Consider the following 22,325-nt stretch of genomic DNA (forward strand, 5'->3'; position numbering starts at 1 on the left):
CAGGTCAGATCAGTTCGGATCAGGGCGTGAGCGTGAGTGTGGTGATTTGCTGGCTGATGAGACGGTTTTGGCGCAGGAGCGTGACCTGTCCGCTGTAACGACCGGGGGGCCATGACAGGCCGGGGCGGCGCAGGGCAGTGATACGGGTGAGCGCCGCGATATTGCGCGGGATCCGGTAGGTTTTGCGGTGCAGGAATGCGCCGTCGGGCGCGAAGATGTCGAGGCGCAGAATGTCGCCGGCGCGGGCGCCAAAGGCGTAACCCCAGAGCGAGATTTGCCGCGCATCGGCGGGCAGGGTCACGGCGCGGGCCGAGCCAGCGCGGATGGTGTCATAGTCGGGGCGTTCAAGGGCGAAGCCAGCGCGCAGGATGCCGCCGGGCAGGTAGGGCGGCGTGCGGGTTTGCCAGAGGGTTGTGGTTGGCGGGGCGGCGCAGGCATCGAGCCTGTCGGGATTGAACGGGTCGATGGTGCGGCCACGAAGCGGACCGAAAAGTGCAGGTGCGGAAATTCGGCGAAGCCGGATTGGCCGACGAGGCCGAGGGGCGTGCCGGGGGTGACCTGCTGGCCGGTGCGGACCGCGAGGCTTCCTTTGCGCAGGTGGCAATATTGGGTGTGCCAGCCGTTGCCATGGTCGATCACCAGCCCGTTGCCGCATTTGCGGTTTTTGATGCTGTCGGGGTTGGTCATATAGGCGCCATCGTCCATGCCGTCGCGGGTGCCTTTGACGCGACCGGCGGCGGGGGCAATGACAGCCACGCCACGGGCCATGTCAGCAAGGGTGGGCAGGGCGAAATCGGTGCCTTTGTGGCCGTCATAGGACAGCGGGTTGCAGCGAAAATCGCGCGCCGCCGGGCCGGGGTCGGCATCGACGAAATTCTGGATGTAGCATGTCGCGGGGATCATGCAATCGACGGGCAGGAGGAAGGCGGGCGGGTTTTGCGTGCTGGGCGCGGCGAATTTGGGCGCGGGGAGTTCGGCGTGGCCGGGCGCGGGGCCGATGGCAAGCGCGAGCAGGGTGAGGAAAAGAAAACCGGCGCGCAGTGGGGTGCTGCGCGCCGGTTTGGGTTTATAGGCGGTGAGGCCATGCATGGCTCTTGATTGCCTTTAGTCGGCCGTCAGGAGCGGTGGCTTGTCGCCTTTGATCCGGCGCTTTTGCGGCCCTTCGAATTGCAAGTCGATCTCGCCCTTTTTGACGCCGACCTTGACCAAGCCGCCCTTGGCGAGCTTGCCAAAGAGCAGCTCTTCTGCGAGCGGCTTTTTGATGTGCTCTTGGATGACGCGGCCGAGGGGGCGTGCGCCCATCTTGTCGTCATAGCCTTTGTCGGCGAGCCATTCAGCGGCCTTGCGGGTGAGATCAATGCTGACATCACGGTCGAGGAGTTGTGCTTCGAGTTGGAGCACAAATTTTTCGACCACGCGCAGGATCACATCCTTGGAGAGCGGTGCGAAGCTGACCACGGCATCGAGGCGGTTGCGGAACTCCGGCGTGAAGGTCCGTTCGATCGCAGCGGTGTCTTCGCCAGTGCGACGGTCACGGCCAAAGCCGATGGCCGCTTTGGCCAGTTCGGATGCGCCCGCGTTCGAGGTCATGATCAGGATCACGTTGCGGAAATCGGTTGTCCGGCCGTTATGGTCGGTCAGCTTGCCGTGGTCCATCACCTGCAGCAGGATGTTATAGACATCCGGGTGCGCCTTTTCGATCTCGTCCAGCAGAAGCACGCAATGGGGGTTCTGGTCGATCCCATCGGTGAGCATGCCGCCCTGATCGAAGCCGACATAGCCCGGAGGCGCACCGATGAGGCGCGATACGGCGTGTTTCTCCATGTATTCGGACATGTCGAAGCGGATCAGCTCGACCCCGAGGGTATCGGCCAATTGTTTGGCCACCTCGGTTTTGCCGACGCCGGTGGGGCCGGTAAAGAGGTAGTTGCCGATGGGCTTTTCCGGTTCGCGCAGGCCTGCACGGGCCAGTTTGATGGCCGACGACAGGTTTTCGATCGCCAGATCCTGACCGAAGACCACGCGTTTGAGGGATTTTTCGAGATCCTTCAGAACAACGCTGTCATCCTTGGAGACAGTTTTCGGGGGGATGCGGGCGATTTTGGCCACGATATCTTCGATGTCTTTGACACCGATGGATTTCTTGCGCTTGGACTTGGCCACCAACCGCTGGGCGGCGCCGGCTTCGTCGATGACGTCAATGGCCTTGTCGGGCAGCTTGCGGTCATTGATATAGCGCGCGGCCAGTTCGACCGAGGATTTGATCGCATCGGCGGTGTATTTAACGCTGTGATGCTCCTCGAAATAGGGTTTGAGCCCTTGGAGGATTTTCACGGTGTCATCAACCGAGGGTTCGCTCACGTCGATTTTCTGGAACCGGCGGGAGAGGGCGCGGTCCTTTTCGAAATGCTGGCGGAACTCTTTGTAGGTGGTGGAGCCCATGCAGCGCAGTTTGCCGCCCTGAAGCGCGGGTTTCAGCAGGTTTGACGCATCCATCGCACCGCCGGAGGTTGCCCCGGCGCCGATGACGGTGTGAATTTCGTCAATGAAAAGAACCGCGTCGGGATGGTCTTCGAGTTCGGTCACGACCGCCTTTAGCCGTTCCTCAAAATCGCCGCGATAGCGGGTGCCTGCGAGGAGCGCGCCCATGTCGAGCGAGAAGATCGTGGTTTCGGACAGCACCTCAGGGGTGTCGCCCTGAACGATTTTATGCGCGAGCCCTTCGGCGATGGCGGTTTTGCCAACACCGGGGTCGCCCACCAGAAGCGGGTTGTTCTTGCGCCGGCGGCAGAGCACCTGAATGCAGCGTTCAACTTCGCTGCTGCGCCCGATCAGCGGGTCAACATCGCCCTTGCGGGATTTGGCGTTGAGGTCGACGCAATATTTGGCGAGCGCGCTTTCCTTGCCGTCGCCTTCGGGGGGCACTTGGGCTTCTTCTTCGATATCGGCGCCCTGCACAGGACGGGATTCGCCGAAAGCGGGGTCTTTGGCGACACCATGGGCGATGAAATTCACCGCGTCATAGCGGGTCATATCCTGTTCCTGAAGGAAGTAGGCGGCGTTGCTTTCGCGTTCGGCGAAGATGGCGACGAGCACATTGGCGCCGGTCACTTCGGTGCGCCCGGAGCTTTGCACATGGATCGCGGCGCGTTGGATCACGCGCTGGAACGCGGCGGTCGGGACCGCCTCGGATCCGTCGATTTCGGTCACGAGGTTGCTGAGGTCATCTTCGATGAAGTCGACAAGGGTTTGTCGCAATTCATCAATGTCGACCGTGCAGGCCTGCATCACGCGGATCGCATCGGGTTCGTCAAGCAGCGCCAGAAGCAAATGCTCCAGCGTTGCGAATTCATGTCTGCGGGCATTGGCGAGCGCGAGTGCGCCGTGAATTGCCTGCTCTAGCGTTGTCGAGAATGAAGGCATGTTACCCCATGCTCCTTTCTTGTGCGCCGCGGGAAACGGTTAGGTTGCCCAACGATCATGGCCTCATAGTATTAAAGTTTGGTCGATTGTGCCGTGGCTTCAAGGCTTTTCTGAACAATTGCGTTCACATTTCCGGAAATTGCCCCGGAAAACCGCAATATCTTGTGATTTGGCCCGGATTCCACGGCTGTGGTTTTGGTGGCAGTTGTTCTGTGCCCGTGAATTCGCGGCAGTGAATTTGTGGCAGTGGTTTGGGTGAGTGTTCAGGGACGGGTGAAACGGGCGCGGGCGGTTTCAACCGCTGCGCGGACGGAACAGCCGTGGGCGTGGTCATTAAAGAGGCCCATCGACTGCAGGAAAGCAAACATGGTGGTGGGGCCGACAAATTTCCAGCCCCGTTTCTTTAATTCTTTCGACAGCGCGTGGCTGGAGGGGGATGTGGTCATGGATTGAGGCGGGTCAGTCTCGCCTGCGGGGGGCTCAAACCGCCAGATGAAGGCGGCCAGAGATCCGGCTTCGGCCACAAGCTCCTGAGCGCGGGCGGCGTTGTTGATGACGGCATTGATCTTGCCACGGTGGCGGATGATTCCGGCGTTTTGGACAAGGCGGTCAACATCGGCGTCGGTATAGGTGGCCATTTTGTTGAAATCGAAATTGTCGAAAGCGGCGCGAAAATTCTCGCGTTTGTCGAGGATGGTGCGCCAAGAGAGGCCGGACTGGAACGACTCAAGACAGAGCTTTTCAAAGAGGTGGCGGTCGTCGCTTACCGGAAAGCCCCATTCGGTGTCGTGATAGGGGATGAACGGATCATAGCCGATGCACCAAGTGCAGCGCGGCGCGCCATCGGGGCCGGGGGCGGTTTTGGTCATCAGGCGCGCCTTTCGCTGGTTTCAGAAATTATCCTTGGCCTTGCGCACGGCGGTGAACACGGCGACGGGATCGCCGCCGGGGAGGTCAACGGATTGCTGCACCTCGGCCACGTCGCTGCGCAGGAAGGGGTTGGTGTCGAGCTCTAGTTGCAGGCGCGACGGCACGGTGAATTTACCGGCGGCGCGGGCGGCGTCGGTGTCTTTGGCGCGTTGTTGCAGGGCGGCGTTGCCCGGCTCGATCGAGAGCGCGAAGCGGGCGTTGGCGGTGGTATATTCATGGCCCGAGCAGATCAGCGTATCGGGGGAAAGCGCGGCGAGTTTGCCGAGGCTTTCGAACATCTGTTCGGGGGTGCCCTCAAACAGGCGGCCACAGCCAAGCGCCATGAGGCTGTCGCCGGTGAAGGCAACTTCGCTTTCGGGGAAATGGTAGGCGATATGGCCGACGGTATGGCCGGAGACTTCGATCACGCGGACCCATTCGATGCCAACCGTGATGGTGTCGCCCTCTTTGACCTTGAGGTCGAGGGGCGGGAGGCGGTGGGCGTCGGCCTCGGCTCCGATGACGACCGCTTCGGGCCAGTCCTGTTTCAGCGCGTCGAGCCCTTGCACATGGTCGGGGTGGTGATGGGTGAGCAGCACATGGGTCAGGGTCCAGCCGCGCCGGGTTAGTTCGGCTTTGACGGGGGCTGCTTCGGGCACGTCGATGACAGCGGTATCGCCGGTTTCGGCGCAATGCATCAAAAAGCAGTAGTTGTCCGAAAGACAGGGGAGGGTGACGAGTTCCAAAGCCATGGTATTTTCCCGGGGTCTATTGTTAAAGTTGCCGTAGAGTGACCTATTGAGGACGGGGCTGCAATGCACTTGGACGTTCAGGATCTGCGTAACTTTTATTATCGCAGCACGCTTGGGCGGGCGGCGCAGAAGGTGATCCGCGAGCAGATGCAGGACATGTGGCCCGAGGCCAAGGGGCAGACGGTTCTGGGGTTTGGCTTTGCCGTGCCGATGTTGCGCCCCTATCTGCGCGATGCGCGGCGGGTGATCGGGCTGATGCCGGGGCCGCAGGGGGTGATGCCGTGGCCTGCGGGGCAACCCAATGTCAGTGTGTTGTGCGAAGAGACCATGTGGCCGATCGAGACCGGACGCGTTGACAAGCTGGTCGTGATGCACGGGCTGGAGACCAGCGAAATGCCGGGTGCCGTGCTGGACGAGGCGTTGCGGGTTCTGGGGCCGGGGGGCAAGGCGCTGTTTATCGTGCCGAATCGCGCCGGGTTGTGGAGCCGCAGCGACGCGACGCCGTTCGGCTTTGGGCGGCCCTATTCGCTGAGCCAGTTGGATGCGCAGTTGAAGCTGCACGGGTTTTTAACCGAGGAGCAGCGCACGACGCTTTATCAACCGCCGAGCGAGCGGCGGTTCTGGCGCAAGACGGCGAGTTTCTGGGAGAGAACCGGGCGCGCGGTGCCGGTCATCGCGGCGGGGGGCGTGTTGATGGTGGAGGCCAGCAAACGCGTGCCCGCCCCGAGCGGGGGCTTGGGCGAACGGGTGCGCAAGCCGATTTCGATTCTCAATCCGCAGCCCAAGCCGACACCGGCTTGAGCGCGCTTGAAGCACGGTGCCTAAGAAGGCGGGCTTTAGGTGGGCGCGACTTTAGGCGGCTTAAAACTCGACGGCGATGGAGCCAGCGATGGTGCCGTGAATGGCCACATTCGGGCTCTCGTTGATTTTGCCAGTTGGCGTGTCCTGACCCGGCGCAAAGGATTCGCGGCCGAGGTCGATCTGCGCCACGGTGCGGAAGTCCGGCCCACCGAGGCGGGAGGCCACCCATTGCCCCAAGATCCCGGCATTGAGATGCGGCGTGCCGGGTTTGGTCTGGGCCAGAAGGATCGCGCATTGACGCGAGCGCGCGCCGCTGCGGGCGGTATAGGTTTCGGTCTGGCGAATGGCATAGATCGGCCCGCCGGTGCCCTCTTTCAGAGTGACGTCGATTTCGGAGTCCGGGTGAGACAGATCGAAACTGCGGGTCGCGGGCGGTCCATCGACATGCCAGCTATGATCATGAACGAACGCGTATTTGCGCGGTGTGTTCGGGTCCATCGGCGAGGGCGCTTGGGCGGCGCGGGGCGCGGCTGCCGGGGCTTGGGTGGCGTCCGGTGTGTCTGGTGCGTCTGCGGGGTCGGGGAAATTGGCAAGCGTGTCGGCATCGGTTAGCGACAGCACGGCGATGGAGTCGGGCGAGAGCTGTGTCACGCCGGGCAGGCGGATGCGGAAATCGGTGCCGCTTGCCGTATGGCTGAGCGCCACTTCGAGCGCCGGTGTTTTGCGGCTGCGGCTGCGAAGCTGGCGAAACGACAGGGCGTGATCGAGCCCGCCATCATCGTCTTCGGGCAGGGCCACGACGAGAATATCATCGGCCGGGTCGAATCCGGGGATTTCGCAGGTTTGGTTCGAGGCGAGGAGAAACTGTGTCATCGAATCCCGATTGGCTAGGAGGTGAAGGCTGGCGCTTACTATGACCTAGTTCGCGACGGGCTGCAAAGGGTCGAAACGGGAGGCCAGAGCAGGGCGCGCAGCCAGTGAGGTTGGCCGGACTTTCGACACTTTCGACCGATTCAGACACGGCCTTGGACAAGGGGGGAGCGGGTCGGAGGGGATGCGTCAGGAGGTGCGATTGCGGGTGATAGCGTTAACGCATCCGGTAACATTTAGGCACAGGATTCGGCAAAAGTAGCGTTTGGCGCGGTTTTTTTTGACAAAAGCGGCGGCCTAAACGGTCGCACTTGGGTTAAGTCATTGAAATGTAACAACATAGGTCCTTGGGTCGAAAGTTCATAGCAGGTTGCTAGGTCCGTGAGGCTCTGCTACACCCGCCTCGATTTTCGACGCTTTGTTAACGCAAGGCTGCCACTTGCTCCGGGGAAGGCCCTTCCGGCACGAGCGAAGAACCGCTCAGCGCCGCGAAGGGTATACGACCGACGGGGCCAAAAAATCGAAAGGGTGGACGTGTCCGAACCAGCTTCGATCTCCTCCGGCATTGCAGCACGCTATGCCTCTGCCGTTTTTGACCTGGCCAAGGAAGAAAAAAAGATTGACGCCATTGAGGCCGATATCGGGGCGCTTGACGCCGCCATGGCTGATAGCGCGGATTTCAACGCGCTGATTTCCTCGCCTGTTTACACACGCGGGCAGCAATCCGATGCGATTGCAGCCATCTCAAAGAAGATGGGCCTGTCCGTGGTGATGGGCAATGCGCTGGCTCTTATGGCCTCAAAGCGCCGCTTGTTCGTTTTGCCGCAGCTGACTGCTGCGCTGCGGGAAGCGATCGCGGATGACCGCGGTGAGGTGACAGCCGAGGTGGTAAGCGCCAAGGCGCTGACCAAGGCGCAGGCCGACAAGCTTGCCAAATCGCTGAAAGCGAGTGTTGGCAAGGATGTGAATATCAAAGCGACCGTTGATGAGAGCCTTATTGGCGGTCTTGTTGTTAAAGTGGGTTCGAAGATGATCGATACGTCGATCCGTTCGCGCCTCAACTCTCTCCAGAATGCAATGAAAGAGGTCGGATAAATGGGTATCCAAGCAGCAGAAATTTCTGCGATCCTGAAGGACCAGATCAAGAACTTTGGCCAAGATGCCGAAGTTGCCGAAGTGGGCCGTGTGCTCTCGGTTGGTGACGGTATCGCGCGTGTTCACGGGCTTGATAATTGTCAGGCCGGTGAAATGGTTGAATTCCCCGGCGGTATCCGCGGGATGGCATTGAACCTTGAAGCCGACAACGTGGGTGTTGTTATCTTCGGCACCGACCGCGACATTAAAGAAGGTGACGTGGTCAAGCGCACCAACTCGATCGTGGACGTGCCGATTGGTGACGAGCTTTTGGGTCGTGTTGTTGACGGTCTGGGTAACCCGCTGGACGGCAAGGGCCCGATCAAGACCAAGAAACGCGGCGTTGCCGACGTGAAAGCGCCGGGCATCATCCCGCGTAAGTCGGTGCATGAGCCGATGGCGACTGGCCTGAAATCGGTTGACGCGATGATCCCGATTGGCCGTGGCCAGCGTGAGCTTATCATTGGCGACCGTCAAACCGGTAAGACGGCTGTGGCTCTGGATGCGATCCTGAACCAGAAGAGCTATAACGAAGCGGCGGGCGACGATGAGGGCAAGAAGCTCTATTGTGTCTATGTCGCGATCGGTCAGAAGCGTTCGACCGTTGCGCAGCTGGTGAAGAAGCTGGAAGAGTCCGGTGCGATTGACTATTCGATCGTTGTGGCCGCGACCGCGTCCGACCCGGCGCCGATGCAGTTCCTTGCCCCTTATGCCGCCACCGCGATGGCCGAGCATTTCCGCGACAATGGCCGCCACGCGCTGATCATCTATGATGATCTGTCCAAGCAGGCCGTGTCCTATCGTCAGATGTCGCTTCTTCTGCGTCGTCCGCCGGGGCGTGAAGCCTATCCGGGTGACGTTTTCTATCTCCACTCGCGTCTGCTTGAGCGGTCGGCGAAGTTGAACGAAGACAACGGTTCGGGCTCGCTGACGGCTCTGCCGATCATTGAAACCCAAGGCGGCGACGTTTCGGCGTTTATTCCGACCAACGTGATTTCGATCACCGACGGTCAGATCTTCCTTGAGACCGAGCTGTTCTATCAGGGTATCCGCCCTGCTGTGAACACCGGCCTGTCGGTGAGCCGCGTTGGCTCCTCGGCCCAAACCAAGGCGATGTCCTCGGTTGCGGGTCCGGTCAAGCTGTCGCTTGCTCAGTATCGCGAAATGGCTGCCTTTGCGCAGTTCGGCTCCGACCTTGATGCCTCGACCCAGCAGCTGCTGGCCCGTGGTGCGCGTCTGACCGAGCTGATGAAACAGCCGCAGTATTCGCCGCTGACCAACGCGGAAATCGTTTGCGTCATCTTTGCAGGCACCAACGGTTACCTCGACAAAGTCGATGTGCGTGAAGTTGGCCGGTTTGAAGCCGGGCTGCTGGCGCATCTGCGTGGCAAGCATCAGGATCTGCTCGACGATATCACCAACAACGACCGTAAGGTGAAAGACGAGCTGGCCGATCAGATCAAAGCAGCTCTGGACGCGTTCGCAGCTGACTTCGCATAAGGGGAGATAGGCAATGCCGAGTCTCAAGACCTTAAAACACGGATCGAGTCGGTCAAATCGACCCGCAAGATCACCAAGGCCATGCAGATGGTGGCCGCGGCGAAACTGCGCCGGGCACAGGAGGCGGCCGAGGAAAGCCGCCCCTATACCGAGCGGTTTGCAGCGGTTCTGTCGACCGTGGCTTCCAGCGCCGCCGGGTCGGATGACGCGCCGCTTTTGCTGCGCGGCACCGGCAGCGATCAGACCCACATGTTGGTGGTGATGACCGCAGAGCGCGGGTTGTGCGGCGGCTTTAACAGCTCGATCGTCAAGCTGGCCAAGGCGAAGATCGAAGAGCTTCGCGGCAAGGGCAAGACGGTCAAGATCCTGACCGTTGGCAAGAAGGGGCGCGAACAGCTCAAGCGGGATTATTCCGATCTGTTCGTCGATCACGTTGATCTGAGCGAAGTGAAGCGGCTTGGCTATGCCAATGCCAAAGACGTCGCGACCGATCTTTTGTCACGGTTCGAGGGCGGGGAATTCGACGTGGCGTCGATCTTCTTCTCGCGCTTTGAATCGGTGATCTCGCAGGTTCCGTCGGAACAGCAGATCATTCCAACCCCGGTCGATGCCGATGCGGGAACGGAGGGTGGCACGCTCTATGACTATGAGCCGGATCAGGAAGGTATTCTGACCGAGCTTTTGCCCAGTGGTGTGGCGACGGCGATTTTCAGCGGATTGCTGGAAAATGCTGCGTCCGAGCAAGGCGCGCGGATGTCGGCAATGGACAACGCGACACGCAACGCGGGTGAGATGATCGACAAGTTGACCATCCAATACAACCGCTCGCGTCAGGCCGTGATCACCAACGAGCTGATTGAAATCATTTCGGGCGCGGAAGCGCTTTAAAGACAACCGGAGACGAAACATGGCTAATGCAAAAGGCAAAATCACGCAGGTGATCGGCGCCGTTGTGGACGTTCAATTTGACGACCACCTGCCCGCAATCCTGAATGCGCTGACCACGGACAACAACGGCAACAAGCTGGTTCTGGAAGTGGCGCAGCACCTGGGCGAAAACACTGTTCGCACCATCGCGATGGACAGCAGCGAAGGGCTGGTTCGCGGTCAGGAAGTATCTGACACTGGTGATGCGATCACCGTGCCCGTGGGCAACGCGACACTGGGTCGTATCCTGAACGTTGTGGGCGAGCCCGTTGACGAAAAGGGTCCGGTCAAGACCAAGGAAACCCGCGCGATCCACCAAGAAGCGCCGGCGTTCGACCAACAGTCGACCGAGTCGGAAGTTCTGGTCACCGGGATCAAGGTTGTTGACCTTCTGGCGCCTTACGCGAAGGGCGGTAAAATTGGTCTCTTCGGTGGTGCCGGTGTGGGCAAGACGGTTCTGATTATGGAACTGATCAACAACATCGCCAAAGTGCACTCGGGTCTGTCGGTTTTCGCCGGTGTGGGCGAACGGACACGTGAAGGTAACGACCTTTACCACGAGATGATCGAATCCGGCGTTATCGACGTTGATAACACCGAGAACTCGAAAATTGCGCTGGTTTATGGCCAGATGAACGAGCCTCCGGGAGCACGTATGCGGATCGCTCTGACCGGTCTGACGCTGGCGGAACAGTTCCGCGACCAGTCGGGCGCAGACGTTCTGTTCTTTGTCGACAACATCTTCCGCTTTACCCAAGCCGGGTCGGAATGTTCGGCTCTGCTCGGCCGTATTCCTTCGGCTGTGGGCTATCAGCCGACGTTGGCCACCGACATGGGTGCCATGCAGGAACGGATCGCCTCGACCAAATCGGGTTCGATTACATCGGTGCAAGCCGTTTACGTGCCTGCGGATGACTTGACCGACCCTGCGCCGGCCACGTCGTTTGCCCACCTCGATGCCACGACCGTTCTGTCGCGTGCGATTTCGGAGCTGGGTATCTACCCGGCGGTTGACCCGCTCGACTCGACCTCGCGTCTGCTGGACCCAGCGATTGTGGGCGAAGAGCACTATAAGGTTGCGACCGACGTTCAGGAGATCCTTCAGCGTTACAAATCGCTTCAGGATATCATCGCCATCCTCGGGATGGACGAGTTGAGCGAAGAGGACAAGCTGACCGTGGCACGTGCCCGGAAAATCCAGCGGTTCCTCAGCCAGCCGTTTGACGTGGCGAAAGTGTTCACCGGTTCGGACGGCGTTCAGGTGCCGCTCGAAGTGACCATCGACAGCTTCAAGCGCGTTGTCGCGGGTGAATTCGATCACCTTCCCGAAGGCGCCTTCTATATGGTTGGTGGCATCGAAGAAGTGATCGCCAAAGCCGAGAAGCTGGCTGCTGAAGCTGCTTAATCTCAGCCTTTTGACCTGCCGCCTGTAAGGGGGGCGGGTCGCGGGCTCTCATCAAGGAGTGAAACATGGCAGAGACGATGCAATTTGACCTGGTGAGCCCGGAGCGGATGCTTGCCTCTTATCAGGCGAACGAAGTGCAGATGCCGGGTGCCGATGGTGATCTGACCGTGATGCCGGGGCATTCGGCGTTGATGACGACGCTGCGTCCGGGTGTCATGAAGGTGAACGGCCCGGAAGGGTCGCAAGATTACCTCGTGACCGGCGGATTTGCCGAAGTCAGCGGTGAAGCCATCAGCATTCTGGCCGAGAAGGCCACGCCGATGAAGGAAGCCAGCAAGGCCGATATCGAGCCGCTGTTGGAAGCAGCTCGGGCGAAAGCCAGCGAAGCCACGGGTGGCGATCGCGACGTGGCCGAGAAACTGGTTGCTGACATTCAGGCGCTGCTTGCGGACATGGTCTGAGGCGATGGGCTGACGCGCAATGAGCGCGAACAGCACATAAAGAAATGACAAGGCCCGGACAGCGAGACTGTGCGGGCCTTTTCCTTTTGCAATTCCCGACGTTTGCGGGAATTCTAGTGGCTAGTCCACGCAACTGAACAGCAGGCGAAGATGAAAAAGATTTCCTCTCAGACCATCGGGATTGAACAGGGCAATGATGTTTTGTTCGAGGATTTCGAGGATGGCGGCGAGATGTGGACCGGCACAGGCCATCGTGAGCGGGTGAAAGAGATCACCTTCCGCGAGGCTTTCAAGGACACGCCGGCGGTGCACTGTTCGGCCACCTTGTGGGATGTCGACAGCGCCACCAACGTGCGGGCCGATGTCGAGGCCGAGAACGTGACCGTGGAGGGATTTGATCTGGTGTTTCGCACATGGGGCGACACCAAAGTGGCCCGCATGCGGATTGGTTGGATGGCGATTGGCGCGGCCAAGGGTGAGGACGACTGGGAGCTTTATTGAGCGGGGTGCCTTGGGGGCCAGCCCTCAAACCCCCGGGATATTTCCGGTCAGATGAAACCCAGAGCGGCGCGCCCCTTCTTCTGTTGGGAAAATACCTCGGGGGTGTGGGGGCTGGCCCCCACTTGCAGCGGTTCAAATACACCCTGTCTCGGGCATAGGAAGGCGGTCGCTTCAGAACAGGCCTTCGTAGATCGGTTCGAGCATGTCGGTGTCGAACAGCGAGGAGACCGAGGTGCCGTTCCAGATGTTCAGGATCGCTTGAGCGAACATCGGGGCGGTGGGCACGATGCGGATGTTTTTGGCCGCGAGAGTGGCCTCGCTTGGGGCGATGGAATCGGTGATGACCAGTGATTTCATCACCGATTTGGTCACGCGGTCGACCGCAGGGCCGGAGAGCACGCCGTGGGTGATATAGGCGTGCACCTCTTTGGCGCCGTTTTGCATGATTACTTCGGCGGCTTTGCAGAGCGTGCCAGCGGTGTCGCAGATGTCATCGACAATGATGCAGCGTTTGCCTTCGACGTTGCCGATCACTGTCATTTCAGCGATTTCGCCGGCTTTTTCGCGACGTTTGTCAACGATGGCGAGGGGGGCTTCGATCCGTTTGGCGAGTTCGCGCGCGCGGGCGACGCCGCCGACGTCGGGGGAGATCACCAGCACGTCGTCCATTTTGCCTTTGAATTGCGTCAGGATGTCGAGGGCGAAGATCGGAGAGGCGTAGAGGTTGTCGACCGGAATGTCGAAGAAGCCCTGAATCTGGGCGGCGTGCAGGTCCATGGTCAGAACCCGTTCGATACCGGATTCAACGATCATATTCGCCACCAGCTTGGCCGAGATCGGCGTGCGGGCCTTGGTGCGGCGGTCCTGTCGGGCGTAGCCGAAATAGGGGATCACAGCGGTTGTGCGACTGGCCGAGGAGCGGCGCAGCGCGTCGGCCATGATCAGCAGTTCCATCAGGTTGTCATTGGCGGGATTGGACGTGGATTGGATAATGAACATATCCTCGCCGCGGACGTTTTCGAAGACTTCGACAAAGATTTCGCCGTCGTTAAAGCGTTCGACGCGGGTGTCGACCAATTGGGTCGAAATACCGCGGTGCATCGACATGCGGCGGGCGATGCCCTTGGCGAGTGGCAGGTTGGCGTTGCCCGAAATCAGTTTCGGTTCAGTGGTGCTGGACATGATATGTTTGATCCCCGGGCTTTTCTGTCACCGATGGCATGACAGAATCATGACGTTGACACCGCTTAGCATCTCTCTAGTTTCAGGCAAAGTGCTGCTGCGACGAACCCCAATGAAGGACGGAAATTTTGCAACGTATTGATTACTATTTCTCCACGCTGAGCCCGTGGTGTTATTTCGCCGGGCTGCGGCTTGAGGAGATCGCGGGGCGGCACGGGTTGGGTGTTGTCTACAAGCCTCTGGACATCTCGACGCTGTTCACGCGCACGGGCGGGACGGCGGTGGCGGACCGGCATCCGTCGCGCATGGAGTATCGCGCGCAGGAGTTGCAGCGCTGGACCAAGGCGACCGGGCTGGAGATGACCTTTCCCAAGCCGAGCTTCTGGCCGACCAACCCGGCGCCGTCGTCCTATGCGATCATCGCGGCGCAGGCGGCCGGTGGTGGCGATCTGGGCGCGCTGTGCCACGGGTTGATGCGGGCCTGTTTTGCCGAGGAGAAGGACATTGCCGAGGACGAGGTGATCGGCGATTGCCTGAGTGCCGCCGGATTTGATCCGTCGCTGACGACGAGCGGGATGTTGAGCGGGGCCGAGACCTATGCGCGCAATCTGGAAGAGGCGGTGGAGGCCGGTGTGTTCGGCGCGCCGTTCTACATCTGTGATGATGGCGAGAAGTTCTGGGGGCAGGACCGGCTTGACGCGCTGGAGGCGCATTTGAGCACGGTGGCCGGATAAAATGCCAAAGGATATACGCGGGGGGCACCCGACCTATTGGACCATCTTCGGGGAGGGGGCACGCAAGGTTTTGTTGATCCATTGCTCGCTCGCCCATACCGGGGCGTGGAACGGGGTGGCGGCGAAGCTGGAACAGCGGCTGTTGATGCATGCCTTTGATCTGCCGGGGCACGGGCGAAGTGACGATTGGAACGGCGACCGGGACATGCAGGAGATGAGCGTCGCCATGGCGGCGGAGGTGATCGGGCATGACGGGCCGATGGATGTGATCGGCCATTCCTTTGGCGCGACGGTGGCGTTGCGGTTGGCGATTGAGCATCCTGAGTTGGTGCGTTCGCTGGTTCTGATCGAGAATGTGATGGTGGCGGCGGCGGTTGCGGATGATCCGTCGCTGGCCGAGGGGCTTGAAAGCAGCGAATATGCCGAGGCGGTGCGGGCCGGTGACAAGGTGAACGCGGCGCGCAGTTTCATGCGCGAATGGGGCGATGGCACGCCCTGGAACATGATGCCGAAGATGCAGCGTGAGTTTTTGGCGGACCGGATTCATTTGATCGCGGCAAATGCGCCGACGGTGCATGATGACGCGCCCGGATTTTTGCAGGACAAGCGGATTGAGGGCGTGACTGTGCCGGCTTTGTTGATCCGGGGAGAAGACAGCACGCCGATGGTGGAGAAGATCCACGCAGCCATTGAGCGGCGTTTGCCGAATGCGCGCAGCGTTGCTGTTGCGGGGGCGGGGCATATGCTTCCTATTACGCATTCAGACGAGGTTGCGGCGTTGATTGGTGCGTTTCTGGATGAGGTGCCGGAGTAGCGGGGCGGATGCGGGCTTTGCTCTCGGCTAAGGGAGGCGGGGGTAGGGCCCCGCGCCGCCGTGATAATGCGGGGCCAGCCCCCCCGCCACCGTTTAGAAAGCGGGGGGCCAGCCCCCCGCGCCCCCCGGGATATTTTCAGTCAGATGAATTGGTGTGGCCGGGTGGTTGGCTGGCTGGAGGCTGGGGGAGTGTTGCCTGCTGGTTTGGGCGTGGGTTAGCCGCGTGCGAGGGCGATGAATTGGTCGATGCGCGCGTCGGTGACGGACCAGTCGGTGACGAGGCGGCAGGGCAGGGGTTCGTCGGGGTCGCCCGTTTCACGATCGCCTGCGAGCAGGTAATAGACCGCGCCGCCCGCGTGCAGGCGTTGGTGCATGGCGCGGGGCAGCTGGGCGAAGATGATGTTGGCTTGCGGCTCGAAGTCAAAGCGCACGCCGGGCAGGTCGCGCAGGCCCGTGGCGAGGCGTGCGCAGGCGGCGTTGGCGCGTTGTGCGGTGTCGAGCCAGAGGTCGTCCTTGAGATAGCCAGCCATTTGCGCCGAGAGGTAGCGATGTTTGGAGAACAGGTGCCCGCCGCGTTTGCGGCGCAGTTCGAATTCCCAAGCGTGGGATGGGTCAAAGAACAGCACCGCCTCGACGCCGATGCAGCCATTTTTGGTGCCGCCAAAGGAGACCGCGTCGATCCCGAGTTTCCAAGTCATTTCAGCCGGAGTGCAGCCGAGCGCCGTGCAGGCGTTGGCAAAGCGCGCGCCGTCAAGGTGGCTTTTGAGGCCGAATTCATGCGCGGTGGCGGTGAGGGCGGAGAGTTCATCGAGGGTGTAGACCTGACCGCGTTCGGTGACTTGGGTGATCGAGACGGGGCCGCGTTGCGGGCCGTGCACGCCGCGGGTTTCCTCGGACTGGATGGTGGTGCGCAGGGCGTCGGCGGTCATTTTGTCATCATTGCCCACAAGCGTGAGTTTGGCACCGCCAGTGTAGAATTCGGGGGCGTTGCATTCATCTTCGTGGATGTGGGCCGTGGGCGAGCAAAAGATCGTGTCCCAAGGCTGTGCTAGGGTGGCCAGCGCAAGTGAGTTGGCGGCGGTGCCGGTGGCCGCAAGGTAGATCGCGGCGTCAGGCGCTCGAACAGGTCACGCAGGCGGGTGCGGACATCATCCATGATCGGGTCGGCACCATAGCCCATGGCATAGCCGTCGTTGGCGTTTGTGAGCGCGTCGAGGACCTGTGGGTGGGCGGGGCCCGCGTTGTCGGAGGCAAAATGCATGGGGCTTGGCCTTTCTGGTGCTGGGTCTAGGACCGGGGAAAGCGGGGCCGCAGGTTAGAGCGGCTCTTCGATGATGTGGGCTTCCCAGTCGTCTTCATGGATTTCGATTTCAGACACGGTTTGCTGTTGCACCGATACTCCGGCGTCATGAACGGATTGCGCCGTGCCGGTCAGGAGCGGGTGCCAAGTGGGCAGGGCTTCGCCCGCCCAGAGGCGGCGGTAGGCACAGGTTTGCGGCAGCCAGTAGGCATGTTCGGCGATGGTTTTGGTGGTCAGCGAAATACATTCTGGCACGAATTGCCGGCGGGTCTCGTATTTCGCACAGCGGCAGGTGGCGTCGTCGAACAAGCGGCAGGCAACGCGGGTGAGGGCGACCTCGCCGCTGTCTTCGTCCTCAAGCTTGTTAAGGCAGCATTTGCCGCAGCCGTCGCAGAGCGCCTCCCATTCGGCGTCAGAAAGCTTGGCCAGCGGGGTGGTTTCCCAGAAACGCCGAGCGAGGCCGTCGCGGTTGATCGGATCGTCGCTCATAGCGCTGCGAGGATGGTGCGGGCGCGGTCGCAGTCGGCGTCCATCTGGGTGATCAGCGCGTCGAGGCCATCGAATGTCTCTTCGGGGCGCAGGTAGTCGACCAGACCGATGGAAAGCGGCGTGCCGTAAAGATCGCCGGTGAAATCGAACATGAAGGTTTCGAGGTTCGGCTTGTTTTCGCCAAACATTGGCCGGATGCCGACAGAGGCGGCACCATGGTAGCTGCCTTTGTGGGGGCCTTCGAGGACGTCGACCAGCACAGCGTAGACGCCGAATTTGGGCGGGTGCAGCCCGTCGATGCTCATGTTTGCAGTGGGGTAGCCCAGCTCGCGGCCGCGTTGGTCGCCGCCGATCACGGTGCTTTCGATGCGGTGCCAATGGCCAAGCATGGCGGCGGCGTCACGCGGGCGGCCATCGGTGAGCGCATTGCGGATCGCGGTTGAGGAGACCTCGCCCTGCGCTCCTTCGAGCAGGTTGGCGATGGTAACGCCGAAGCCGAGGTCTGCGCCGAAGGCCTGAAGGTCAGCCGCGGAGCCGGCGCGCCCTTTGCCAAAGCAGAAATCGGCGCCGACCACGACATGACGCAGGCCGAGCCCTTTGACGATGACATTGGCGGCGAAGTCTTCGGGGCTGAGGCCAGAGAGGGCGGCGTTGAAATTCAGCTCGTACAGCCGTTCAACCCCAAGTTTTTCAAGCCGGTGGGCGCGGGCCTTGGACCCCATCAGGCGGAACGGGGGGGCGTCGGGCGCAAAGAACTGGCGCGGGTGGGGTTCGAAGGTCATGATCCCGAGAGGCGCGTTGATTTTGGCGCCTTCACGGCGGGCGATGTCGATCACCGACTGATGGCCAAGATGAACGCCATCGAAATTACCGATGGCGGCGGCGGCGCCCTTGTCGGCGTCGGAAACGAAGGTGTAATCGCGAATGATGCGCATGGCGAAGGGTTAACCGCGCGGGCGGGCGGGTGCAAGCGGTGACGTCGTGTGGCAGGCTTTGATGGCGGTGTTGCAAGCGCGGTTGCGCGGGCGGGCGGCAGGGCCGCCGAGCAGGTCAGTCGAATTTGGCGGAAGGGGCCAGAACCGTGGCTTCGCCAACCAGCACCTTTTTGCCGTCGACCATGCAGCGGCAATCAAGTTGCACCCGGCGTTTGGCGTGTTCGATGCCGATCACTTCGACTTCGGCGAGGACCGTATCGCCGGGGCGCACGGGGGCGAGGAATTTGAGCGACTGGCCCATATAGATGGTGCCGTGGCCGGGGAGCTGTTCGCCGATGACGGCAGAGATCAGACCGGCGGTGAGCATGCCGTGGGCGATGCGCCCTTCAAAGATGGTGTCGCGGGCGTAGTCATCATCAAGGTGCACCGGGTTATGATCGGTTGACACCTGCGCGAACATTTCGATGTCTTCGTCGGTGACAACTTTGCGCAGGTGGCGGACCATGCCCATCTCGATTTCTTCGATTGTGATGGTTCCGCGCGGCAGGTTGTCCAACATCTTGCCCTCCTGAGGCATTTGCAAAAGTAATATTCGGACGCATGGCGCGCCGAAGTTGGAACTTTATTACTTTGCAGGCGCAGAAAATCAAGCGCTATTTAGGTCAGCGCAATTGACCAATCGAAAACGGGGGAGAGAGCATTTCCTTTTCAAGATAAGCACTTAGCGCATCTGCGTCAGGTTGCTGTGTTGTTTGCGTAATCTCACGCGCCAGCCCGCCGGTGATATAGAGAGAATCAATGTCCTCGCCCATGGCGCCTTTGACGTCGGTGTGCAGGCCGTCCCCGATCGCCAGAATGCGGCTGTCGCCGGGCAGAGGGCCCAGTTCGGCCAGTCGGCGGCGGGCGAGATCATAGATCGGCGGGTGGGGTTTGCCGAAATAGAGGCTTTCTCCGCCCATCTCGGTATAGAGTTTGGCGAGCGCCCCGGCGCACCATTCGCGCACCTCGCCCCGGTCGACCACAATGTCGGGATTGGCGCAGAGCAGTTTCAGCCCCTTTTGTTTGGCATAGAGAAAGGCGGGGCGGTTCACGTCGGGGTCGGCCATCGGATCATCGGGGCCGCAACAGACGATGCCTTCGGCCTGATCCAGCGGGACGATTTCAATATTGACCGGGTTTTCGACAACGTGGATCGGTTCAAAGAAGCCTTCGTCACGCTCCCATTCGCCCATGAAGTGAACCTTTTGCCCGACGACGCCACGAAACATCGCAGAGCGGGCGCTGTCGCCGGAGCTGGCGATTGTGTCCCACGCGTCATTGGGGACGCCGAAGATGTCGAGTTGATCAGCGACACCGGCGCGGGGTTTGGGCGAGTTGGTCACGAGCACCACTTTGCCCCCCGTGGCGCGGTAGGCCTGCAGCGCCTTGACCGCATCGGGCATCGCCGTGACCCCGTCATGCACACAGCCCCAGAGATCGACGAACATCGCGTCGTAATTTGCTGAAATCTCGGAAAGGCGTTCGATGATGCGGGTCATGCCGGTGCTCCTTTTTGGTGTCAGTAAGGATATGGCAGGGGGTGTTAAGAAATGCCAGTGGGAACGTCCGATGCGGGTTTTTCCGCAGTGCAGCGTCAGAGTTGCGCGGCGAGGAGCGTGGCCCAAAGCGCATAGGCGGTTTCGCTGGGGTGGAAGCCGTCGGTGGCGACATAGGCCGGAGCATAGGGCAGATCGAGGGGGAGATGCGATGCGTTCGGATCGGTGGCGCAGAGCGTGGCGAGAGCGGCATCAAAGCGCGCGGCGCGCCGTCCGAGGGTCGCGCGCAGGGGGTGCGGCAGCAGGGGGAATTGCCCCATCGGGGGCAGGCCCGAGGCGATAATGCGGGTGACGCCGAAGCGGTCGCGCAGGGCGGCGTGCAGCGCACGGCGTTGTGCGAGCCAGCGCGACAGCGGCACAAGATGGGTCACATCATTGACGCCAAGCACAACAATGGCGGCGTCAAACGGTTGATCCGGCAGGGTTTTCAGGCGGGCGAGGGCGGAGGCCGAGGTTTCGCCGGTTTGGGCGTGGAGGGTCCACTGCAGGGCGAAACGGCGCGAAAGTTGGCCCGATAGTTGGCCCGCGAGGGCGGTGGATTGCTGCGTAGCTCCGACGCCAGCGGCGGAGCTGTCACCGAGGATCAGAAGGCGCAATGGAGGCTGGGTATTGGCGGGCTCAGGCGTGCCGCTGCGCGGGCCGGGCGGTTCGGGCAAGATCAGCGCCTTGCGGCGGACCTGTAGCGCCTGCGCCAGCAGCAGGGGCGACAGGACAACATTTGCAGCGATGTCAAAGGCGTGGATCATGCGGCTATGGTTGGCAGATGTGCGCGCGGGGTAAAGGGATGACGTGGGGGGAACGCCAAAGGGCGCGCCATTTGCGGCGCGCCCTTTGGTCAAAATGCGATGATCGCGGTCTTAAACGGCGAGGTTCGGGATGATCTGTTTCTTGCGGCTCATGACGCCGGGAAGCACGACCGTATCGCCGGTGACATCTGCGTCAAAGCTCTTTTTAGCAAGGGTTTTCACGAGGTCGTTGGGCACTAGAAGGGTGGCCTCTTCGTTGAGGATATCGACCACGAACAGCAGCACCTGATCGACGCCGTCTTCGGCGGCGACGGTGGTCATGGTGTCCATCAGGCTGGCCTTGCGATCAAGCACGATACCGGGGGCGGTGGTTTCAAGGACGGAGACGCGGAATTTGGTGCCGGCGACTTCGTATTCCTTGGAGTCCATGCGCAGGAGTTCGGCATCGGAAAAGGCGGAGACATCGGATTTGGCAGCGAACATTTCGGCGGCAAATTCAGGGATGGAAATGCCCAGATCGGCGGCCAGTTTTTCGGCCACGGCGCGGTCATGATCGGTGGTGGTGGGCGAGCGGAATTCCAGCGTATCAGACAGGATACAGGTCAGCGCGGCGCCTTTGATGGCTTCGGGCATCTTGTTGTAATCATTGCCAATCATGTCGACCATGATGGTCGCGGTGCAGGCCAGCGGGCGGATCGTGATGTCGATCGGTCCGGCGGTTTCAAGGCCGCCGACCAGCTTGTGATGGTCGATGATTTCACGCACGTCCGCGCCGTTGATATTGGCGGGGAGTTCGGCCGGGTTGTTGGTGTCAACGACAACGCAGGCCTGCCCGTCGGCCACATCCGAGATGATCTCGGGTTTGGTGAGCGACCAGCGGGTGAGCATGAAGGCGGCTTCTGTGTTGGGCTCTCCGAGGAGGACGGGTTTGGCGTCTACTCCTTTGATTTCGTTGAGATACCAAGCCCAGATGATGGGCGAGCCGGTGCTGTCTGTGTCGGGGCTTTTATGGCCGAAAACGAGTGTGGTCATAGCGGTGCGATCCTTCGCAAAGAGGGCGGTTTTGAGCGCCTTATAAGGGCGCGGACCGCTCTTGTCACGCGGCTGATTAAGTGAAATTGCCGCGCTGCAGCGTGAGGCGGTGATCAGGCGGTGGTCGGCCGGTCTTCATCTGGCGTTAAGGTTAATGAACGCGGGCTTGGTGGCCGGTTTGGGGGGGGTGACATTCGGCTGACATCCGGCTGACTCCCGGCTGCCGGGGAAAGGTTAACGCCGGGAGGTCGGGAGGGGTTAACGCGGCGTGCGCTGTTGGGGGGAGGTTGAGGTGGCGCTTGGCTGCGTTAGTCGGTCAGCTCACGCGGGACGGTGAAGTCGAGCACTTCGCCGGTGTGGAACCGGGCATCGGACCAGTCATCAATCGGCAGGTCAGTCACCAGCGTTGCGCCGGTGGGAAAATCATGAAACCGATCATGGTCGTGCGGCGCGGCGAGCATCCGGTCAGCGAAATTGGCGCAGCCGGGATTGTGGGTGATCATCAACACACAGCCGCCGGCCCCCTTGGCGTGCAGCGTATCGAGCAGCACATGGGTCGAGGCATGATAGAGCGCGTCGATGTATTGCACCGGCATCGCGCCGAGTTTGAGCCCGTCAAAGGTTTCGCGGGTGCGTTGCGACGGGGAGCAGAGCACCACATCGGGCAGAAACCCCTTGTTCGCCAGCCACAGGCCAAGCGCCACGGCAGAGCGGCGGCCGCGGGCATTGAGCGGGCGGTCGATATCGTCCAGCGAGGGGTCATCCCAGCTCGATTTCGCGTGGCGCATCAGGATCAGGCGGCGGGTCATTGGAAG

General features: G+C 61.2%; 23 protein-coding genes and 1 pseudogene. 9 read left to right on the top strand and 15 right to left on the bottom strand.

Going from position 1 to position 22,325, the window contains the following annotated elements:
- Positions 1-19 precede the first annotated feature (19 nt).
- From N4R57_02395 to gloB, 5 genes are all read right to left on the bottom strand, one after another.
- Positions 20-301 carry a hypothetical protein gene (locus tag N4R57_02395; GenBank protein ID UYV37978.1) on the bottom strand — a complete coding sequence of 94 codons (282 nt, stop codon included), beginning with the start codon at positions 299-301 and terminating at the stop codon, positions 20-22.
- Positions 298-1,089, bottom strand: a complete 792-nt coding sequence (locus tag N4R57_02400; protein UYV37979.1) for a M23 family metallopeptidase — start codon at positions 1,087-1,089, stop codon at positions 298-300. Before N4R57_02400 ends, N4R57_02395 begins: the two co-directional genes overlap by 4 nt.
- Positions 1,090-1,104: 15 nt before the next feature.
- Entirely contained in the window at positions 1,105-3,423 is a 2,319-nt protein-coding gene (gene clpA, locus N4R57_02405) for an ATP-dependent Clp protease ATP-binding subunit ClpA (GenBank protein UYV37980.1), read from the bottom strand.
- 263 nt (positions 3,424-3,686) lie between these two features.
- Positions 3,687-4,292: a DNA-3-methyladenine glycosylase I gene (locus N4R57_02410; protein ID UYV37981.1), complete on the bottom strand. Its 606-nt coding sequence runs from the start codon at positions 4,290-4,292 to the stop codon at positions 3,687-3,689.
- A gap of 21 nt (positions 4,293-4,313) precedes the next feature.
- A complete protein-coding gene (gloB, locus tag N4R57_02415) occupies positions 4,314-5,084 on the bottom strand; it encodes a hydroxyacylglutathione hydrolase (protein UYV37982.1) in 771 nt (256 codons plus the stop codon).
- Positions 5,085-5,147: 63 nt separating this feature from the next.
- Between gloB and N4R57_02420 the strand changes: the two genes are divergently transcribed.
- Positions 5,148-5,885, top strand: a complete 738-nt coding sequence (locus tag N4R57_02420) for a class I SAM-dependent methyltransferase (GenBank protein UYV37983.1) — start codon at positions 5,148-5,150, stop codon at positions 5,883-5,885.
- Positions 5,886-5,945: 60 nt separating this feature from the next.
- Here the strand turns inward: N4R57_02420 and N4R57_02425 are convergent, their stop codons facing one another.
- Complete coding sequence (locus N4R57_02425; GenBank protein UYV37984.1) at positions 5,946-6,758, bottom strand: hypothetical protein; 813 nt, start codon at positions 6,756-6,758, stop codon at positions 5,946-5,948.
- Positions 6,759-7,289: 531 nt separating this feature from the next.
- On the opposite strand from N4R57_02425, the gene N4R57_02430 reads away from it, so the two are divergent.
- The 6 genes from N4R57_02430 to N4R57_02455 all read left to right on the top strand — a co-directional run bounded on the left by N4R57_02430 (position 7,290) and on the right by N4R57_02455 (position 12,683).
- Positions 7,290-7,850 (top strand): F0F1 ATP synthase subunit delta, encoded by a 561-nt coding sequence (locus N4R57_02430; GenBank protein UYV37985.1) that lies wholly within the window; start codon positions 7,290-7,292, stop codon positions 7,848-7,850.
- Entirely contained in the window at positions 7,851-9,389 is a 1,539-nt protein-coding gene (gene atpA, locus N4R57_02435; GenBank protein ID UYV37986.1) for a F0F1 ATP synthase subunit alpha, read from the top strand.
- A 6-nt stretch (positions 9,390-9,395) separates the two neighbouring features.
- Positions 9,396-10,277, top strand: coding sequence for a F0F1 ATP synthase subunit gamma (locus N4R57_02440; GenBank protein ID UYV39493.1), 882 nt, complete (start codon positions 9,396-9,398; stop codon positions 10,275-10,277).
- Positions 10,278-10,296: 19 nt separating this feature from the next.
- Positions 10,297-11,721, top strand: coding sequence for a F0F1 ATP synthase subunit beta (gene atpD / locus N4R57_02445; GenBank protein UYV37987.1), 1,425 nt, complete (start codon positions 10,297-10,299; stop codon positions 11,719-11,721).
- A 65-nt stretch (positions 11,722-11,786) separates the two neighbouring features.
- Positions 11,787-12,182 (top strand): F0F1 ATP synthase subunit epsilon, encoded by a 396-nt coding sequence (locus N4R57_02450; GenBank protein ID UYV37988.1) that lies wholly within the window; start codon positions 11,787-11,789, stop codon positions 12,180-12,182.
- A 150-nt stretch (positions 12,183-12,332) separates the two neighbouring features.
- Positions 12,333-12,683, top strand: coding sequence for an H-type lectin domain-containing protein (locus N4R57_02455; protein ID UYV37989.1), 351 nt, complete (start codon positions 12,333-12,335; stop codon positions 12,681-12,683).
- A 171-nt stretch (positions 12,684-12,854) separates the two neighbouring features.
- On the opposite strand, the gene N4R57_02460 is transcribed toward N4R57_02455, so the two are convergent.
- Positions 12,855-13,865 (bottom strand): ribose-phosphate pyrophosphokinase, encoded by a 1,011-nt coding sequence (locus N4R57_02460; GenBank protein ID UYV37990.1) that lies wholly within the window; start codon positions 13,863-13,865, stop codon positions 12,855-12,857.
- Between the two features lie 128 nt (positions 13,866-13,993).
- Here N4R57_02460 and N4R57_02465 point away from each other — a divergent pair, with 128 nt between their 5' ends.
- Entirely contained in the window at positions 13,994-14,599 is a 606-nt protein-coding gene (locus N4R57_02465; protein ID UYV37991.1) for a 2-hydroxychromene-2-carboxylate isomerase, read from the top strand.
- Position 14,600: 1 nt separating this feature from the next.
- Entirely contained in the window at positions 14,601-15,413 is an 813-nt protein-coding gene (locus tag N4R57_02470) for an alpha/beta hydrolase (GenBank protein ID UYV37992.1), read from the top strand.
- A 215-nt stretch (positions 15,414-15,628) separates the two neighbouring features.
- Here the strand turns inward: N4R57_02470 and N4R57_02475 are convergent.
- The 8 genes and pseudogenes from N4R57_02475 to N4R57_02510 form a co-directional block, all read right to left on the bottom strand.
- Positions 15,629-16,674: pseudogene (locus N4R57_02475) on the bottom strand (low specificity L-threonine aldolase).
- A gap of 54 nt (positions 16,675-16,728) precedes the next feature.
- Positions 16,729-17,202 carry a YcgN family cysteine cluster protein gene (locus N4R57_02480; GenBank protein UYV37993.1) on the bottom strand — a complete coding sequence of 158 codons (474 nt, stop codon included), beginning with the start codon at positions 17,200-17,202 and terminating at the stop codon, positions 16,729-16,731.
- Positions 17,199-18,137: a bifunctional riboflavin kinase/FAD synthetase gene (locus N4R57_02485; GenBank protein ID UYV37994.1), complete on the bottom strand. Its 939-nt coding sequence runs from the start codon at positions 18,135-18,137 to the stop codon at positions 17,199-17,201. Before N4R57_02485 ends, N4R57_02480 begins: the two co-directional genes overlap by 4 nt.
- A gap of 115 nt (positions 18,138-18,252) precedes the next feature.
- On the bottom strand, positions 18,253-18,696 hold the full coding sequence (locus N4R57_02490; GenBank protein ID UYV37995.1) for a MaoC family dehydratase: 444 nt from the start codon (positions 18,694-18,696) through the stop codon (positions 18,253-18,255).
- 103 nt (positions 18,697-18,799) lie between these two features.
- Positions 18,800-19,675: a TIGR01459 family HAD-type hydrolase gene (locus N4R57_02495; GenBank protein UYV37996.1), complete on the bottom strand. Its 876-nt coding sequence runs from the start codon at positions 19,673-19,675 to the stop codon at positions 18,800-18,802.
- 95 nt (positions 19,676-19,770) lie between these two features.
- On the bottom strand, positions 19,771-20,478 hold the full coding sequence (locus N4R57_02500; protein ID UYV37997.1) for an SGNH/GDSL hydrolase family protein: 708 nt from the start codon (positions 20,476-20,478) through the stop codon (positions 19,771-19,773).
- A 111-nt stretch (positions 20,479-20,589) separates the two neighbouring features.
- Positions 20,590-21,510: a manganese-dependent inorganic pyrophosphatase gene (locus tag N4R57_02505; GenBank protein UYV37998.1), complete on the bottom strand. Its 921-nt coding sequence runs from the start codon at positions 21,508-21,510 to the stop codon at positions 20,590-20,592.
- Between the two features lie 308 nt (positions 21,511-21,818).
- Positions 21,819-22,319: a histidine phosphatase family protein gene (locus tag N4R57_02510; protein ID UYV37999.1), complete on the bottom strand. Its 501-nt coding sequence runs from the start codon at positions 22,317-22,319 to the stop codon at positions 21,819-21,821.
- Between the last annotated feature and the right edge of the window lie 6 nt (positions 22,320-22,325).

The organism is Rhodobacteraceae bacterium D3-12 (assembly GCA_025916135.1).
Taxonomy (GTDB): Bacteria; Pseudomonadota; Alphaproteobacteria; order Rhodobacterales; family Rhodobacteraceae; genus JAKGBX01.